The following is a 16995-nucleotide window of genomic DNA, read 5'->3' on the forward strand; positions in this document are numbered from 1 at the left end:
CAACCGGCCGCGCGCGGGCTCCGGCCCCTCCCGGGGGAACGGAGGCGGGCCGGCCGGGCGCGGCAGTGCCGTCCCCGCCGGGCGCGACGGGCGCGCCGGCCGGGCGCGGCGACAGCGCCCGGGGGCGCCCGGCACAATGCAGGCGGTACCCGCTCTGTGAAGGCGGATCGAGTCGAAGGCGGATCGAGATCGTGACCCAGTCTGTTCATCAGCGGATCGCCGACGAGCTCGGCGTGGCCGAGCGTCAGGTGCGGGCGGCCGTGGAGCTGCTCGACGGCGGCGCCACAGTGCCGTTCATCGCCCGTTACCGCAAGGAGGCCACCGGCCTGCTCGACGACACCCAGCTGCGCACTCTGGAGGAGCGACTGCGCTACCTGCGCGAGCTGGACGAGCGGCGGGCCGCCGTGCTGGAGTCGATCCGCGGCCAGGGCAAGCTGGACGACGCACTGGAAGCGCAGATCATGGCCGCCGACTCGAAGTCGCGGCTGGAGGACATCTACCTGCCGTACAAGCCGAAGCGACGGACCCGCGCGCAGATCGCCCGCGAGGCCGGGTTGGCTCCGCTGGCCGAGACTCTGCTCGCCGACCCCGGCCAGGACCCGAAGGTCACGGCAGCCGGGTTCGTCGACGCGGAGAAGGGCGTCGCCGACGTGGCCGCCGCGCTGGAGAGCGCGCGGGCGATCCTCATCGAGACCTTCGCCGAGGACGCCGACCTGATCGGCACGCTGCGCGAGCAGATGTGGTCGCGGGGCCGGCTGGCTTCCCGGGTACGTGAGGGTCAGGAGACGGCCGGCGCCAAGTTCTCCGACTACTTCGACTTCTCCGAGCCGTACCCGAAGCTGCCCTCGCACCGCATCCTGGCCATGTTCCGGGGCGAGAAGGAGGGCGTGCTCGACCTGACCATGGCGCCGGAGGAGGCCGGCGAGGCGGACGCCGCGCCGACCGGTCCGAGCCGGTACGAGGCGGTCATCGCCGGCCGGTTCGGGGTGTCCGACGCGGGCCGCCCCGCCGACCGCTGGCTGGTCGACACGGTGCGCTGGGCGTGGCGTACCCGGATCCTCATCCACCTCGGCGCGGATCTGCGCATGCGGCTGTGGCAGGCGGCCGAGGAGGAGGCGGTGCGGGTCTTCGCCACCAACCTGCGTGACCTGCTGCTCGCCGCGCCGGCCGGTACCCGGCCGACGATGGGCCTGGACCCGGGCCTGCGGACCGGCGTCAAGGTGGCGGTGGTGGACGCGACAGGAAAGGTGCTCGCCACCGACACGATCTATCCGCACGAGCCACGCCGGCAGTGGGACGCCTCGGTCGAGACCCTCGCCCGGCTCGCCGGGGCACATGGCGTGGAGTTGATCGCGATCGGCAACGGCACGGCCTCCCGGGAGACCGACAAGCTGGCCGGCGACCTGATCAAGCGGCACCCGCAGCTCAACCTGACCAAGGTCATGGTCTCCGAGGCCGGCGCGTCGGTCTACTCGGCGTCCGCGTACGCCTCGCAGGAGCTGCCCGGGATGGACGTGTCGCTGCGCGGCGCGGTCTCCATCGCCCGCCGCCTCCAGGATCCCCTCGCGGAGCTGGTCAAGATCGACCCACGGTCGATCGGGGTCGGCCAGTACCAGCACGACCTCTCCGAGGTGAAGCTCTCCCGGTCGCTGGACGCGGTCGTTGAGGACTGCGTCAACGCGGTCGGGGTGGACGTCAACACCGCTTCCGCGCCGCTGCTGACCCGGGTCTCCGGGATCGGGGCCGGGCTGGCGGAGAACATCGTGCTGCACCGGGACGCCAACGGGCCGTTCCGCTCGCGTACGCAGCTGAAGAAGGTGGCCCGGCTCGGGCCGAAGGCGTTCGAGCAGTGCGCCGGCTTCCTGCGCATCCCCGACGGCGACGACCCGCTGGATTCGTCAAGCGTGCACCCCGAGGCGTACCCGGTGGTGCGTCGCATCCTCGGCAGCACCGGTCAGGACCTGCGCTCGGTGATCGGCAGGAGCGCGATCCTGCGCGGGCTGCGGGCCACCGACTTCGTCGACGACCGGTTCGGCCTGCCCACGGTCACCGACATCCTCGCCGAGCTGGAGAAGCCGGGCCGGGACCCGCGGCCGGAGTTCCGCACCGCCACCTTCGTCGAGGGGGTGGAGAAGATCGGCGACCTGACGCCCGGGATGGTGCTGGAGGGCGTGGTCACCAACGTGGCCGCGTTCGGCGCGTTCGTCGACGTCGGGGTGCACCAGGACGGTCTGGTGCACGTGTCGGCGATGTCCCGGACGTTCGTGAAGGACCCCCGCGAGGTGGTGAAGTCCGGTGACGTGGTCAAGGTCCGGGTGCTCGACGTGGACGTACCCCGTAAACGCATCTCGCTGACCCTGCGTTTGGAGGACGAGCCGGCCGCCGGCGGCGGTGGTCGGACGAGCCAGGAGGGTCGAGGCGGCCCGGCCCAGCGCGGACCACAGGGCGGCCGCGGCGAATCCGGCGGTCGCACCAGCCAGAGCGGGTCCGGCGGTCGCGGCGGGCAGGGTGGTCGCGGCGGCCAGAGCGGATCCGGCGGGCAGGGCGGATCCGGCGGGCAGGGCGGCGCCGGTGGGCGAGGCGGGCAGGGCGGACGAGGCGGGCAGCAGCGCCAGGGCGGGCCGGCGCCGGCCAACGACGCGATGGCCGAGGCCCTGCGCCGCGCCGGACTGGCCTGATCCGCCGACCGGCGCGCGGTATCGGTGTAGATCTTGGACAGTTTCCGTTCGGCGTGAACTATTCAGCGTGAACGGAAACTGCCCGAGATCTGGAGTTGCTGCGGCACCGCGCGGCACGGCGGCCGGAAAATCGGGTCGCGCGGGGGTGGACGCCGGAGCGATGATCTCGCGGGTGAAGATGCATGCCGACCAGGTGGACGTGCCCGTGGACGTGGTAGCCGCGCTGGTGGCCGAGCAGTTTCCCCGCTGGCGGGGCCTGACCATCCGTCCGATCTCCTCGGCCGGGACGGTGCACGCCCTGTTCCGGCTCGGCGCGGAGGTCGTGCTGCGGTTTCCCCTGCGTCCCGGGGCCGATCCCGACCTGCGCGCGGCGTTGGCGCGGGAGCAGGAGTACGCCGCGCTGCTCGCCGCGCACCTGCCGGTCGCGGTGCCCGAGCCGCTCGGCCTGGGCGAGCCGGGCCCCGGGTACCCGGGGCCGTGGGCGGCGTACCGCTGGATCCCCGGTGCCACGGCGCAGCTCGACCGGATCGACGACGCGGACGTCTTCGCCCGTGACCTGGCCGCTGTCGTGGTGGCCCTGCGCGGCATCGACACCGGCGGGCGGTCCTGGCCGGGAACCGGTCGGGGCGGGCCGCTCGCCGACCAGGACGCGGACGTGCGGGCAGCCCTCGCCGTCAGCGGCGAACTGACCGACACCGTCGCGTTGGCCGAGGTGTGGGACAGGTGCCGGGACGTGGGTCGCGACGACCCCGACGTGTGGATCCACGCCGACCTGATGCCGGGCAACCTGCTGGTCCGCGACTGTCGACTGGTGGCGGTCATCGACCTCGGCACGGTCGGGGTGGGCGACCCCGCGGTGGACCTGATACCGGCGTGGAACCTGCTCGACGCGGGGTCGCGGGAGACGTACCGGCGGGCGTTGGGTGTGGACGACGCGACCTGGGAGCGGGGGCGCGGGTGGGCCCTGGAACAGGCGATCAACGCGCTGCCGTACTACGTCGAGACCAACCCGGTGATGGCGGGCATCGCGCGGCACACCCTGCGGGCCGTCCTGAGCTGAGTCGGGGTCGCGTACCGTCGGCTCGTGGACGAGGGCGACGGCCGTGAGTGGCGGGAGCGGCAGCAGCGGGCGGTGCGGGCGCACGCCGACGCGGAGGCGCGGCGGCGGGCCGGCGAGCAGGCGCAGGCGGCGGAGCTGGTGGCCTGGTTCGTTGCCGAGGCGACCCGACGGGGCCTGCCCACCACGCGGCTGGTCGCCCGGGGCTACGACGGGCGCGGTCGCTACCGGACCCGGTTGACCGGCTGGTACGTCGACCGGGCCGGAACCCGGGCAGTGGACACGACCGGTCGGTTCCATCTGCTGACCGTGCCGGGCGGCCTGCGGGCCCGGTTGTTCGGCGTCGACCCCGAGCCCAGCCCGGCGCCGCTCGTCGTCGGGGCGGGTGGGCGCGACGGCGAGTCGATTCCGCTGCGGACGCTGCTCACGCGGTTGCTGGACGGCGGGACCGACGAGCCAGGTTCCACCACCAGAGCTGCTGCACCACGAGCGTGAGCAGCCCGGCCAGGACTATCGCGCACAGGTTGATCACCAACTGGAGGGCCGAACCGCCGGCCTCGTCCCACACGCCGTAGGCGGCGGCGACAGAGACGTTCGCCGCGGCGGGCACTGTGGTCACCGAGATCAGCACCCCGACCAGGCTGCCCGACTTCTTCGAGGTCAACGAGAGCATGCCCGCGACCCCGGCGAGCAGGCCGACGACCCAGGACAGCGCGTCCGGTCGCCAGATGAAGTCGGTGAGCGGCCGCTCGGCGAGCAGCATCTCCCTGCTCACCAGACCGACGGCGGTCAGCGCCCAGGTGCTCAGCACGGTCGCCACCATGGCCGCCAGGAAGCCCACCGTCAGGGCCTGCACCGATCGGCCGATCACCGAGAGTCGGCGGCGCAGCAGCGCCACGCAGAGCGCGGCGAGGGGGCCGAACTCCGGCCCGACCACCATCGCCCCGACGATGAGGATCGGCTGGTCCAGCAGCACACCGATGCCCGCGATCATGGTGGCCACCACGATCAGCACCAGGTAGGTGCCGGACAGCTCGGTCTGCTCACCGGTCTTCGCGGCGATCTCGTCCCACACGATCGCGTCCGCGCCGCTGCCCGGCGCCAGCTCCGCCGCCCGGTCGGCCGCCGCGGAGATGGTCAACTCGACGTCGTCCGCAGCGATGCCGCCGCTGGTGTCCACTCCGATGCGCTGGAGGCCGTGCAGCACCCCGTCGGCGCTCTCCCGCACCACGTCGCAGAGGACGAGATCACCCTTCGGCTGCCGCGCGACACCGGGCAGCACGGCCAGGTGGGTCACCCCCGCGTCCGCGGACAGCAGGTCGACGACCTCATCGGTCCGATCCGCCGGGACGATCACCCTCAGGTGCAGCACTCGTTCTCCCTGGTGTGGACGTACCGCGGCCGGCAGCACTCTACCGGCCGTGCCGTGGCTCGTCGGAACGCGAAGGCCGATCGGGTGGAATCGGCGCAGGATCGGCGAAACCGCCCATCCACCGCCATAGCGACTGCTACAACCATTGTGATCTCTCAGCACATGTGATCGGAGGCGCCGTCCGTGGAGCTCATCCACCACCGTCCGCCCGAGGCGCGCGGCGGCGGCCCGGCCGTCACCGACCCGGTCTTCCTCTCTCCCCCGGATGTCGGCGAGGTGGAGGAGTCGTATCTGCTGCGCGCCTTCCGCGCCGGCCGCTTCGACCCCGAGGGCCCGGAGCTGGGCGCGTTCGAGCGGGAGGTCGCCGCGCGGGTCGGCGTCGGGCACGCGCTGGGGCTCTCCTCCGGCACCGCCGCGCTGCACCTGGCGCTGCTCACCGTCGGCGCCGGACCCGGTTCCGTGGTGGTCGTTCCCACCCTGACGTTCGCCGCCACCGCCAACGCGGTCACCTACACGGGCGCCGAACCGGTCTTCGTCGACTGTGACGCGGCCACCGGCAACCTCGACGTCGATCTGCTCTCCGACCTGCTCGGACGACTCGCCGAGGCCGGCCGGCGGGTCGCCGCCGTGCTGAGCGTGGACATCAACGGTCGGTGCGCCGACTACGACAGGCTGCTGCCGCTCTGCGCCTCGACAGGCGTCCCCGTCGTCGAGGACGCGGCGCAGGCCCTCGGCTCCACCTACCGGGGCCGCCACGCCGGCACCCTCGGCCGGGTGGGGATCTACTCGTTCAGCCACAACAAGGTGATGACCACCTCGGCCGGGGGGATGCTCGTCTCCGACGACCCCGACCTGGTGGCGCGGGCCCGCCACCTCGCCACCCAGGCGCGCGAGCCGGTGCCGCACTACGAGCACCGCGACATCGGCTACAACTACCGGCTCAGCACGCTGCTGGCCGCCCTCGGTCGGGCGCAGCTCAGCCGGCTGGACGCGATGATCGCCCGACGGCGGGCGCTGCGGGACCGGTACGCCCATCTCTTCGCCGCCGTCCCCGGCACCCGGATCCTCGGCGCCGGCGATCCCGGCTCGAACTGCTGGCTGACCTCCGTGGTGGTCGAGCCCGAGCGCGCCGGCTGGCAGGCCGGCCACCTGGCCGAGCACCTGGTCACCCGCGGCGTGGAGAGCCGCCCCATGTGGAAACCGATGCACCGCCAACCGGTGTACGCCGACCAGCCGGCCGCCCTGACCGGGGTCGCCGACCAGCTCTTCGCCTCCAGCCTCTCCCTGCCCAGCGGCTCCGCGCTCACCGGCGACCAGGTGGACCGGGTGTTGACGACGATCAACGAGTTTCTCCAGGAGCGCCGATGACGAGCAGACCCCGCCCCTACGACGCCGTCAAGCGCGCGCTGGACGTCGTCCTGGCCGCCACCGGTCTGCTGCTGGCAGCCCCGGTGCTCACCGCCGTGGCGCTGGCCGTGCTTGTCACAATGGGCCGGCCGGTGCTGTTCCGGCAGGCTCGGCCGGGCCGGCACGGCCGGTTGTTCCACCTGGTCAAGTTCCGTTCGATGACAGTCGGCGGCGAGGACAGCGCGCCGGCCAACGACGGGGCGCGGCTCACCCCGTTCGGTCGCTGGCTGCGGACCACAAGCCTGGACGAGCTGCCCCAGCTGTGGAACGTGCTGCGCGGCGAGATGAGCCTGGTCGGGCCGCGTCCGCTGCTGCCGGCGTACCTGGCCCGGTACACGCCCGAGCAGCTCCGCCGCCACGACGTCCGGCCCGGCATCACCGGCCTCCAGCAGGCGTACGGGCGCAACGCGTTGAGCTGGGAGGACCGGTTCGCGCTCGACGTGCGCTACGTGCGGCACCGCTCACTCGCGCTGGACCTGCGCATCCTGCTCCGCACGGTACGGATCGTGCTGCGCCGCGAGGGCATCACGGCGCCGGGCGTGGCCACGGCCCGCGAGTACCTCGGCCCGTCCGAACTGGCCCCCGCCGGCACCGGTCACCTTCCGGCGGCGGGCCGCCGGTGAGCCTGGACATCGTCATCGTCGGCTGCGGCGGCCACGGCCGGGAGGTGCTGGGCATCGTCCGCGCCGTCAACGCCGCCGCCGACGGGGACCCGGTCTGGCGGGTCCGCGGCTTCGTCGACGACACGCCCAGCGAGGTCAACCTGAAGCGGGTGCAGCGGCTGGAGGTGCCCTACCTGGGCAGCACGGCTCGTCTCGGCGACCAGCCCGCCGGCACGCACCTGGCACTGGGCATCGGGGACCCCGCCGCCCGGCGGGCGGTGGACCAACGGGTGGCCGCCCACGGACTGGCCGCGGCGGTGCTGATCCACCCGGACGCGACGGTCGGCCCGGACGCCGTCTACGGCGAGGGGCTCGTCGCGTTCGCCGGCGCCCGGGTCACCACGAACGTCACCCTCGGGCGGCACGTGCACCTCAACCAGAACAGCGCCGTGGCACACGACTGCGAGGTGGGGGACCACGTGTCGGTGAACCCGCTCGGCGCGGTCTCCGGCGACTGCCGGCTGGGCGACGGCGTACTCATCGGAGCGGGTGCGGTGGTGTTGCAGGGGCTGCGGGTCGGCGCCGACGCCACGGTCGGTGCGGGCGCCTGCGTGGTCCGAAACGTGCCGGCCGGCATCGTCGTCAAGGGAGTCCCGGCCCGGTGAGCGCGAGCGGCGCCTCCGGCGGCCCACGCGTGGGCCACCCGCACGGTGTGCGCCGGCTACGGATCGCGGTGCTTGTCAAGACCAACGCGGGCGGGACCTGGCTGCTGCCCCAGGTCGACGAGTTGCGCCACCGCGGCCACGAGGTGACCGTCGTGCTGCCCGCGGGCGCCGGCCGGTTGACCGACGAGTTGGAGCGTCGGGGCGTCGAGGTGCTGCCCTCCCCGTACGACTTCACCCTGGGCTGGTCCACGCCGGTCGGGCTGCTGCGGCTGCGGTCGCTGCTGCGCCGGCTGCGCTCCGACGTGGTCCAGTACCACCTGATCGCCTCGGCGTACGCGGTGCGGCTGGCCACGCTGGGTCTGCCGGTGTGCCGGGTGCACATGGTGGCCGGCCCGGCGTACCTGGAGTCCGGGTTGGTCCGCTCGGTGGAGCGGCTGCTGTGGCGGCTCGACGACGTGGTGGTCTGTGGCTGCCGGTACGCCTCCGCCAGGTACGGGGAGCTGGGCTGCCCGCCGCAGCGGCGACCTGTCGCCGTGTACGGGGTGGACACCGACGCGTTCAGCCCGGACGCCACCGGCCCGGACCAGCGGGCGAAGCTCCGCGCCGAGCTGGGCATCGACCAGTCCGTGTTCCTGGCGGTACTGGTCTCCTACGTCTATCCGCCCAAGCGCCTGGTCCACTCAGGTCGCGGGGTGAAGGGGCACGACGTGCTCCTGACCGCCTGGCGGACGTTTCGCCGCCGGCACCCGGACGCGCACCTGCTTCTCGTCGGGGGTGGCTGGACGGCGGCCGGGGAGAGCTACCGGCGGCAGCTCGCCGAACGCTTCGGTGTCACCGACGATCCCGGGGTGACCTGGGTGGAGTCCGTCCCGGACGTCCGGCCCTGCTACGCCGCCGCCGACATCAGCGTCTCCCCGTCGCTCTGCGACGGGCCGGGGGCCGCGGTGGAGGCCGGCTCGATGGGCGTGCCGAGCATCGTCAGCGCGGTCGGTGGTCTGCCCGAGGCGGTCACCGAACGCTCCGGTTGGGTGGTTCCACAGGCCGATCCGGCGGCTCTGGTGAGCGCGCTCGACGCGGCGTACCGCGCCTGGGTCGGCGGCACGCTGCCCCTGCGCGGCCGGTTGGCACGTCGGCACGTGCTGGCGTCCTTCGACGACCTGCGGGCGGCGGCCGAGGTGGCGGACATCGTCGAGGACGTGGCGGCACGACGGCGCTGAGCGCCGAACACGACGGCGGCGCCGAACACGGCTGCGGGCGGCCGGTGGCCGGTCCCGCCGGACCACCGACCGCCCCCGCGCGTCAGTGTCGGATGCCTGCCCAGTCGTGGTGCCGGCGCACTGTGGAGAGGATGAAATCGACCACCCGACGGGAGGTGTCGGGCACCTGGTAGTCGACCGGGCACGGCACGCCCTGGGCGGCGACCTGCGCCACGGTCACCTCGACCGCCTCGACGACCCCCTGCGGGTCCAGGCCCGTCATGATGATGCCGCCGGCGTCGAGCGCTTCCGGTCGTTCGATCGACTCCCGCAGGGTCACCGCGGGGAAGCCGAGGATGGCCGCCTCCTCGCTTATCGTCCCGCTGTCCGACAACGTGCAATACGCCCCGGTCTGCAGGTGTACGTAGTCGAGCAGGCCGAACGGGTCGTGGAAGGCGATGCCGTCCAGGGCAGTGGCGTCCGGGGCGAGCGCCTCCAGGCGCTTGCGGGTACGGGGGTGGGTGGAGACCAGCACTGGGAACCCCCACCTGTCGCGGACGGCGACGAGGCAGTCGAGCAGCCGCTGGAGCCGGTCGGGCCGGTCCACGTTCTCCTCGCGGTGCGCGCTGACCAGGAAGTACCGACCCCTGTCGAGTTCCAGCTGACGCAGGATCGTCGAGCCGGCGATGGGCGCCCGGTAGTGCTCCAGCACCTCCCGCATCGGCGAGCCGGTGTGCAGGATCCGGCGCGGGTGCAGGCCCTCGGCGAGCAGGTTGCGCCGGGCGTGTTCGGTGTAGACGAGATTGAAGTCGGCCACGTGGTCGACCAGTCGGCGGTTGGTCTCCTCCGGCACGTTCAGGTCGAAGCAGCGGTTGCCGGCCTCCATGTGGTAGACCGGCACCCGCATCCGGCGGGCCATCAGGGCGGCGATGCAGCTGTTGGTGTCGCCGAGCACCAGCAGGGCGTCCGGCCGCACCTCGGCGATCGCCGCCTCCATGCCGACCAGCACCCCACCGAGCACCCGGCCCAGCGAGGACGTGTCGACACGGAGGAACCGGTCCGGTTCGCGCAGGCGCAGCTCGGAGAAGAACACGTCGGAGAGGCTGCTGTCCCAGTTCTGCCCGGTGTGCACCAGCACGTGCTCGACTGTCTCGTCGAGCCGGGCGAGCACCCGGGACAGTCGGATGATCTCCGGGCGGGTGCCGACGACTGTCATCACACGGGTCATGGGGTCTCCCTTCGCCTGTCGCTCACCGGACGCCTGCTGGCACGCGGTGCGCGCCGCCGACCGGTTCCGGCCAGGTGTCCGGTCGCTGCGTGTCGAACAGCTCGTTGGTCCAGAAGAGGGTGAGCAGCTCGTCCGGGCCGGTGTTGGTGATGTTGTGCGCCCACATGGTCGGCATGTCGACGACGACGGGTTCGTCGCCGCTGACCGGGAACCGGACGACGTCGGTGTCGCCGACCCGGCGCAGGCTGATCTCGGCGGTGCCGCGCAGCACCACGAACCGTTCCACCTTGGCCAGGTGGAAGTGCTCGCCACGGGTGACGCCGGGGAGGGTCGTCGAGCAGAACGTCTGTCCCGCTCCCCCGTGGGTCTTGACCGTCTCGACGAGCGCGCCCCGGGCGTCGGCCCGGCTGGGCAGGGCGAGGGGATAGTGCGCCGGGAAGCAGTGCGACCGGTACGTGTTGAACAGCCGCACGTCGTGCCTGTCGCGCAGCGGCGGGATCTCGCCGGTGCGGTAGATGCCGGCGTACGAGGTGAGCTGGTCGGCGAGGTCACGGACCCCGATGCGCAGCGGCGGCAGCGCCGGGTCCCAGGAGCCGCCCGCCGTCACGCCGGCAAGCCGGGCCGCCGCGTCGGTGACGTGTACCAGGTCCAACTCCCGGTCGGCGTGCACCTCGGGCCGGCCACCCTCGGCGAGCACGCGGCAGAAGGTGGCGACCGCCGAGTTGTACCAGGGCCGGCCGTGTTCGCCGTACAGGTTGGGCAGCAGCACGTCGTCCAGGACCACACCGGTCTCGGCGAGGATGCCGGCGGCGGTGGCCTTGGCGTCGCCGTACGGGGTGCCGTTGCCGGCCTGGACCGAGTTGGCGAAGACCACCCCGGCCGGCGGTTCCGGGCAGGCCCGCAGGCCATTGGCGAGCTGCGCGGCGAGCTGCACGTTGCCGGCCGCCACGTCGGCGGGCTCGCCACGGTTGACCCCGGCCAGGTGCAGCACCCGGTCCACCCCGGCGATCCGGCGGGCGACCACCGCCGGGTCGGCCAGGTCGGTGCGGGTGAGCACTGTCGGCTCGGGCCAGCCGAGCGCGTGCAGCAGGACGCGCACGTGCCAGCCGAGGAAACCGCCGGCACCGGTGACGGCGAGCCTCAGCACGCCAGCACCGGATCGCGCAGCGCCAGCTCCGCCCGGACCTCCGGCAGCGTCCTGAGCAGCTCCACGATCTCGGGTACGCCGAGCCGTGTGGCGTTGGCCGAGTTGAAGTCCTCGCGGGGAGTCTCGCCCAGCTCACCCTCGGAGACGTAGAGCGCGTAGTTGAGGTCCCGGGCGTCCAGCGGCACCCGGAAGAAGTCGCCGAAGTCGTCCGCCTGGGCCAACTCCTCGTGACTCGCCAGGGTCTCGTGCCACTTCTCGCTGTGCCGCACGCCGATCACGTCCAGTTTGAACGGCACGTCGAAGAGCTGGCAGACCGCTTCGGCGAGATCGCCGATGGTGCAGGCGGCGGCCTTGCGGATGAACACGTCGCCGGGGCGGGCGTGGTGGAACGCGTGCTCGACCAGGTCGACCGAGTCGGCAAGCGACATGAGGAAGCGGGTCATGGCGGGTTCGGTGACGGTGGGCGCGCGGCCGGCCTTGATCTGCTCGATGAACAGCGGGATCACCGAGCCGCGGGAGTACATCACGTTGCCGTACCGGACGCAGGAGACGGTGGTGGAGCTGTTCGGGTTGTTCCGGGCGTACGCCTGGGCGACCTTCTCCATCAGCGCCTTGCTCATGCCCATGGCGTTCACCGGGTAGACGGCCTTGTCGGTGCTGAGGACGACCACCGAGCTGACGCCGTTGTGCGCGGCGGCCTCGACCACGTTGCCGCTGCCGAGGATGTTGGTGCGTACCGCTTCGAGGGGGAAGAACTCGCAGGACGGCACCTGCTTGAGCGCCGCCGCGTGGAAGACGAAGTCGACGCCACGGGTGGCGCGCAGCACGGTGTCGACGTCGCGTACGTCACCGATGTGGTAGCGCACCCGCTCGTCGCCTGTCGACCGGCGCATGGCGTCCTGCTTGGCCTCGTCCCGACTGAGGATCCGCACCTCCGCGACATCACGGTCGAGCAACCGCCGGGCCATGGTCTGTCCAAAGGATCCGGTCCCGCCGGTGATCAACACCCGGCGACCCGCGGTCAGCACGCTCATTCGTTCTCCCGTTCGTCATCCGACGGGCGGCTTCCACCCGCCATCCCCGGGCGGAGCACGACGCGCCACGTTCCGGGGAACCGGCCGCCGGCGGTCAGGTTCGACCCGGCGCCGGGTACGGCACCCGGGTCAACGAATGCTCTGAGCAGCAGATACGCGTTCGGTGGCAAAGGGGTGCAATTACCTACCAGAGCCAATAAAGACCGTGCGCTTGTGCGATGAATTGCCCTCTTCACGGCCCGTTACCTGATACAAACGGTTCGGTGTCGCCCCAGCCGTGACCGGGGTTCACACCATTCCTGGGCCCACCGCCACGTGGAGCCGCATCCGGTACCTCCGAAGGAGCCCCATGCCGCGCGGTCACCTGTCCGGCCCGGTGTCCGAACCCGAGCCGGGGCGCGGCCGATGACCGCCGCGCCGCCGGGGACGGGGCCCACGACCACTCCCCGTTACCGCGCCACCGCCACCGAACGGCTGGTGCCGGCTGCCGGTCGACGCCGCCGCGCAGTGGATGCCCACCCCGCGCCCCCGCCGTCCCCACCCGCCGGCAGCCTGCCCGCCGTGCTGACCCTGTGCGTGGTCGCCTTCCTGGCGGCACGCCCGCCGTGGTGGTCGTTCAACTACGGCGCGATCCTCGCGGTGATCGCGATCGTGCTCACCGGTCGACTGCCCAGGCTGCACAGGCTCGACGTCGTCGCGCTGCTCACCGGCGGCTGGGCCGCCGCAAGCCTGCTCTGGAGCAGCCGGACCGACCTCACCGGACCCGCCGCCTACCGCTACATCTCCGTCTGCGTGCTCTTCGTGGCCTGCCGGCACGTCGTCCGCGGGCGGCGGGACCTGCTGCTTGTCGGCTGGACGTACCTGGGCGGATGTGCGGTGGTAGCCGTCGAGGTGGCCACCGGCGCCCGGTCCCAGGGGCAGGTGCTGCTCTTCGCCGAGCGGTACGGCGTCGACGGCAAGGAGGTGAACGTCACCGCGTACACCCTGGCCGTCGGGGTGGCGTTGGCCCTGGTGCTCGCCGCGGCCGGCGCGCACCGGCGGCTGCTGCGCCTCACCCCGCTGGCGTTGATCGTCCTGCTCGGGTACGCCGTGCTGCTCACCGGATCGCGGGGGGCCGCCATCGGCGTCCTGCTCGGTCTCGTCGCCGCGCTCGCCACCCGGATCGCGCCCCGACTGACAGCGGTCACCGTCGCCGGCTTCGCCGCCGCGTTGATCGCGCTGGTGCCGTTCGGGCTGGCGCCGAAGGCCGAGCTGCTCTGGCTCGACGGCCTGTACGGGCGGCCCACAGGCGACATCTCCGGCCGCCTGTCGATCTGGCCCTACGCGCTGTCCACCTGGTCCGAGTCCCCGCTGGCCGGCTCCGGGGCGGGCGTGTTCATCGGCACCAACCCCTTCGAGATCGGCCCGCACAACCTGCTGCTCACCGTCGGCAACGATCTGGGCCTGGTCGGCGTCGCGCTCTACTTCGCGACGATGGCCGGGGCGCTCGTCGTCACCGCCCGCACCGGCCGGGCCGGGCTCCTGACCGCCTGCGCGTTCGTCGGGGCCATGCTGCCGATCTGGCTGACCGGCCAGTGGGAGACGTCGCTCGCCTTCTGGCTGGCGCTGGCGCTTGTCACCGTCCTGCCCGGCATCTGGGGACCCCGGCGGCCCCCGGGCATCGCTGCGCGACACGCCCGCGCCCGTCGCCGACTCCCGACCACAGTCGCGCCGACGATCACGGTCGCCGGTCGGACGGTGGCGACCGGCCGGTAGCGCCGTCGGCGGGACCGACTCTCAACCGACGTCCGACCCCTCCAACGCGACGACCCGCCCGGGTCGGGGCACCAGCGCCGCGCCGGCCGGTAGACGTGCCGCCTCCCGCAGCACCTGGGCGAAGCGGGCCGCCACCCGGTCGGTGCGGTGGTGGCGCACCGCGTACGCCAGCCCTCGCCGGCCCAGGCGGGCCCGCAGCTCCGCGTCGGCGCAGAGCGGGCCGAGCGCGGCGGCGAGGGCAGCCGGATCGTCGCGTCCGACCACCGCACCGGCGTCGGCCGCCGCCAGGTGCGCCATCGAGGCCAACTCGGCCGGGCCGAACCCGAGGACGGGACGACCGGCCGCCAGGTACTGCGGGATCTTGGTGGAGAGCGAGTAGCGGGTGTACCTGCGGTGCTCGGCGGCGAACGACTCGACGTGCACAAGCACATCGGCCCGGCGCAGCACCCCGGCGACCTCGCCGCTGGCCAACGACCGACCCAGGTGGACGGCTTGCATCCCGGCGAACGCCCCGGCGTAGCGGCCGACGTCGACCGCCGGGGCGTGCACGGTCAGCCGCGCCGGCGTGCCCCTGGCGGCCAGCCGGTCGACGGCGGCGCCGACCCGACGCAGCGACCGCCACCGGTCCAGGTGCAGCCCACCCACGTAGACCAGCTCGACAGGGGTTCCGGCCGGCCGGTCCGGCGTCCGACCTCGGGGATCGGCGAAGTCGGCGGCGTCGACACAGTTACCGAAGGCGGCGAACGGCAGCCGGTAGCGGCGTTCGAACTCCCGCGCCATGGCCTCGCTGATCCCCATCCCGTACGAGGAGTGCCGCAGAACGTCGCGGAACCCGGCGCGGACGGCGAGCCGGGGCAGACCCAGCACCTGGCCACCGGTGTAGAGCGTCGTGGGCCAGTCGTCCATGAAGTGCGGGACCAGCGGCACCCGGCACTCCTGTGCCGCGGCGACCGCGAGGCGCATCATCCGGATGCTGCCCAGCGTCGTGTAGACCACGTCCGGCCGCTGGTCGCGCACCCAGCGACGGACGTCCGCGGGGACACGGACCGGACTGAGGTCGACGAAGGCCCGCAACTGGGTGCGCAGGTGGGCGCGCACCGCACTGGGCGCCGGATTCCGGGCCACGGCGACCGGGCCGACCGGGCCCGTCGAGCGGACGTTGCTGGCCGAGCCGACCGGGCCCGTCGGGCCGGGCGAGCCCTTCACGACCGCCCGGAGTGGCCGGCGGACGCGTTCCCACTGCCGGAACAGGTGGTACTCCACCGGGGCGTTGCGCGGCGCGAACCGCGCGAACGTGCCGACCGCGTCCGGACCCGGAGCGCGGTCCTCGGCGTAGAGCTGCGCGAGCCGGTCCGCCGGCCAGCCGGTGAACAGGTTCGACAGGGTGATGCCGGTGCCGGTGGAGCGGTCGAACACGGCAGCGCTCACCACGAGCACGCGGGGATACTCGTCAACGCGCACTTTCCACAAGTCCCTCCTCGACGGCCGGGCCGCGGTGACGCCGCAGCGTCCGGCGATATCCGTACAGCGCCGCAGGCGCGACGGTAAGCGCGTAGCCGACGGCGCCCACCCAGGGCACGGCGGCGACGCCGAGCCGGTCGGCGGCGAACCACTTGCCGAGCACCGACAGCGCCAGAAACGCCAGCCAACCGCACAACTGCGGGACGAGGACGCCTCCGGCGTTCTGCACCATGAACCGTGGTGAGAGCGCCGACTGCAACAGCCACCAGACGCCCAGCCCGGCGAGCAGCCACCGGTCACCGCCCATCGGCACCGGCAGCCAGGCGGCGAACAGCCGGTCGCCGACGGCCACCAGGGCCACCGCGGGCAGACCGGCGGCGAGCACGGACAGCACTGTCATTCGCCGCGTGGTCCGCCGCACCCAGTCCACCTGCCCCTGTGCCAGGGCCTCGCCGTTGGCCGGCCAGAGCGGAACGTTTACCAGGACGACGAGCTGGCCGAGCTGGGACAGCAACTTGGCCGGCACCACGTACCCGGCCACCGCGGACAGGCCGAGCGCGTGCGCGATGATCAGCGTGTCCGCGTTTGTGGCGAACGAGATGACCACTGTGAGCACGAAGAACAGCCCGCTGAGCCGGGTCAGCTCCACTGCGGTGTCGACACGCACGGCGCTGGGCGCGGGCCGGATCCGCGGCTCCTGCCGGCCGAAGAACCACAGCGTGTTGAGCAGGTTGACAAGCAGCGGCGCGGTGACCGAGACGGCCACCACCAGAATCGGCGACCAGCCGGCCCGGACCACACCCAGCACCGCGCCGAGCGCGGCCAGGCTGCCGGTGGTCTGCCAGACGTTGCTCCGGCCGACCTGCTGGTAGGCGTACTGGACCCGGGCGATCAGGCTGAGCGGGACGTTGAGCGCGAACGCGGTGAGGCAGATCAGCGAGATCATCCGGGTCTGCTCCGGGGTGACCTGACCTGTCACGTTGAACAGCGCCGACCACGGCACCGCGCCGGAGCAGGCCCAGAGCACACCTGTGAGAGCGAGCGCGAGGACCGACAGGGTCAGGTACGCGCTGGAGATGTAGCGACGGGCCCGGACGGTGTCGCCGCGGGCGTAGCAGGGGGCCAGCTTGGTCATCAGCCCGCTGCCCAGACCCAGGTCGGCGAAGGCCGCCATGCCGGCCAGCGCGGCGACCGCCATCCACAGGCCGTACAGGTCGTTGCCGAAGTAGGGAAGCGTCACCGGCACCAGCACGATCGGCACGACGAGCCCGGCCACCCGGCTGAGCAGCGCGGTGGCGACGCCGGAGAGCAGTCGGCGGCCACGGTCGGGGCGACGACGGTGTGCGCCAGGTGTGCGGGCGCGCCGGGTCCGCTCGGCGACCCCGGACGACAT

At 73.0% G+C, this 16995-nt stretch carries 14 protein-coding genes; 8 read left to right on the forward strand and 6 right to left on the reverse strand.

Features of this window, described 5'->3' with window-relative positions; translation table 11 throughout:
- The first annotated feature begins 191 nt into the window (after positions 1-191).
- From OOJ91_RS29600 to OOJ91_RS29610, 3 genes are all read left to right on the forward strand, one after another.
- Positions 192-2678 (forward strand): Tex family protein, encoded by a 2487-nt coding sequence (locus OOJ91_RS29600; RefSeq protein WP_266250129.1) that lies wholly within the window; start codon positions 192-194, stop codon positions 2676-2678.
- Between the two features lie 178 nt (positions 2679-2856).
- Positions 2857-3738 carry an aminoglycoside phosphotransferase family protein gene (locus tag OOJ91_RS29605; RefSeq protein ID WP_266251477.1) on the forward strand — a complete coding sequence of 294 codons (882 nt, stop codon included), beginning with the start codon at positions 2857-2859 and terminating at the stop codon, positions 3736-3738.
- 24 nt (positions 3739-3762) lie between these two features.
- A complete protein-coding gene (locus OOJ91_RS29610) occupies positions 3763-4230 on the forward strand; it encodes a hypothetical protein (RefSeq protein ID WP_266250130.1) in 468 nt (155 codons plus the stop codon).
- Here the strand turns inward: OOJ91_RS29610 and OOJ91_RS29615 are convergent.
- A complete protein-coding gene (locus OOJ91_RS29615; protein ID WP_266250131.1) occupies positions 4160-5107 on the reverse strand; it encodes a DUF389 domain-containing protein in 948 nt (315 codons plus the stop codon). The genes OOJ91_RS29610 and OOJ91_RS29615 overlap by 71 nt on opposite strands.
- A gap of 183 nt (positions 5108-5290) precedes the next feature.
- On the opposite strand from OOJ91_RS29615, the gene OOJ91_RS29620 reads away from it, so the two are divergent.
- From OOJ91_RS29620 to OOJ91_RS29635, 4 genes are read left to right on the forward strand one after another with little or no spacing between them, the layout of a single operon-like run.
- Positions 5291-6475, forward strand: a complete 1185-nt coding sequence (locus OOJ91_RS29620) for a DegT/DnrJ/EryC1/StrS family aminotransferase (protein WP_266250132.1) — start codon at positions 5291-5293, stop codon at positions 6473-6475.
- Entirely contained in the window at positions 6472-7137 is a 666-nt protein-coding gene (locus OOJ91_RS29625) for a sugar transferase (protein WP_266250133.1), read from the forward strand. Before OOJ91_RS29620 ends, OOJ91_RS29625 begins: the two co-directional genes overlap by 4 nt.
- Positions 7134-7781: an acetyltransferase gene (locus tag OOJ91_RS29630; RefSeq protein ID WP_266250134.1), complete on the forward strand. Its 648-nt coding sequence runs from the start codon at positions 7134-7136 to the stop codon at positions 7779-7781. The genes OOJ91_RS29625 and OOJ91_RS29630 overlap by 4 nt, the downstream gene beginning before the upstream one ends.
- Entirely contained in the window at positions 7778-8998 is a 1221-nt protein-coding gene (locus tag OOJ91_RS29635; RefSeq protein WP_266250135.1) for a glycosyltransferase, read from the forward strand. The genes OOJ91_RS29630 and OOJ91_RS29635 overlap by 4 nt, the downstream gene beginning before the upstream one ends.
- A gap of 82 nt (positions 8999-9080) precedes the next feature.
- Here the strand turns inward: OOJ91_RS29635 and wecB are convergent, their stop codons facing one another.
- The 3 genes from wecB to OOJ91_RS29650 are packed head-to-tail and all read right to left on the reverse strand — an operon-like array spanning position 9081 to position 12386.
- Positions 9081-10205 (reverse strand): non-hydrolyzing UDP-N-acetylglucosamine 2-epimerase, encoded by a 1125-nt coding sequence (gene wecB / locus OOJ91_RS29640; protein ID WP_266250136.1) that lies wholly within the window; start codon positions 10203-10205, stop codon positions 9081-9083.
- Between the two features lie 22 nt (positions 10206-10227).
- Positions 10228-11352, reverse strand: coding sequence for a polysaccharide biosynthesis C-terminal domain-containing protein (locus OOJ91_RS29645; RefSeq protein ID WP_266250137.1), 1125 nt, complete (start codon positions 11350-11352; stop codon positions 10228-10230).
- Positions 11346-12386 (reverse strand): polysaccharide biosynthesis protein, encoded by a 1041-nt coding sequence (locus OOJ91_RS29650; protein ID WP_266250138.1) that lies wholly within the window; start codon positions 12384-12386, stop codon positions 11346-11348. The genes OOJ91_RS29645 and OOJ91_RS29650 overlap by 7 nt, the downstream gene beginning before the upstream one ends.
- Before the next feature lie 405 nt (positions 12387-12791).
- On the opposite strand from OOJ91_RS29650, the gene OOJ91_RS29655 reads away from it, so the two are divergent.
- On the forward strand, positions 12792-14141 hold the full coding sequence (locus OOJ91_RS29655) for an O-antigen ligase family protein (protein WP_266250139.1): 1350 nt from the start codon (positions 12792-12794) through the stop codon (positions 14139-14141).
- Between the two features lie 21 nt (positions 14142-14162).
- Here the strand turns inward: OOJ91_RS29655 and OOJ91_RS29660 are convergent, their stop codons facing one another.
- Together OOJ91_RS29660 and OOJ91_RS29665 are read right to left on the reverse strand one after the other, a co-directional pair.
- The gene (locus OOJ91_RS29660; RefSeq protein WP_266250140.1) at positions 14163-15602 is read right to left on the reverse strand and encodes a glycosyltransferase family protein; all 1440 of its coding nucleotides are present in this window, start codon (positions 15600-15602) and stop codon (positions 14163-14165) included.
- The gene (locus OOJ91_RS29665; protein WP_266250141.1) at positions 15592-16995 is read right to left on the reverse strand and encodes a lipopolysaccharide biosynthesis protein; all 1404 of its coding nucleotides are present in this window, start codon (positions 16993-16995) and stop codon (positions 15592-15594) included. The genes OOJ91_RS29660 and OOJ91_RS29665 overlap by 11 nt, the downstream gene beginning before the upstream one ends.

Origin of the sequence: Micromonospora lupini, assembly GCF_026342015.1 — a bacterium.
In the GTDB taxonomy this organism is placed as follows: Bacteria; Actinomycetota; Actinomycetes; order Mycobacteriales; family Micromonosporaceae; genus Micromonospora; species Micromonospora lupini_B.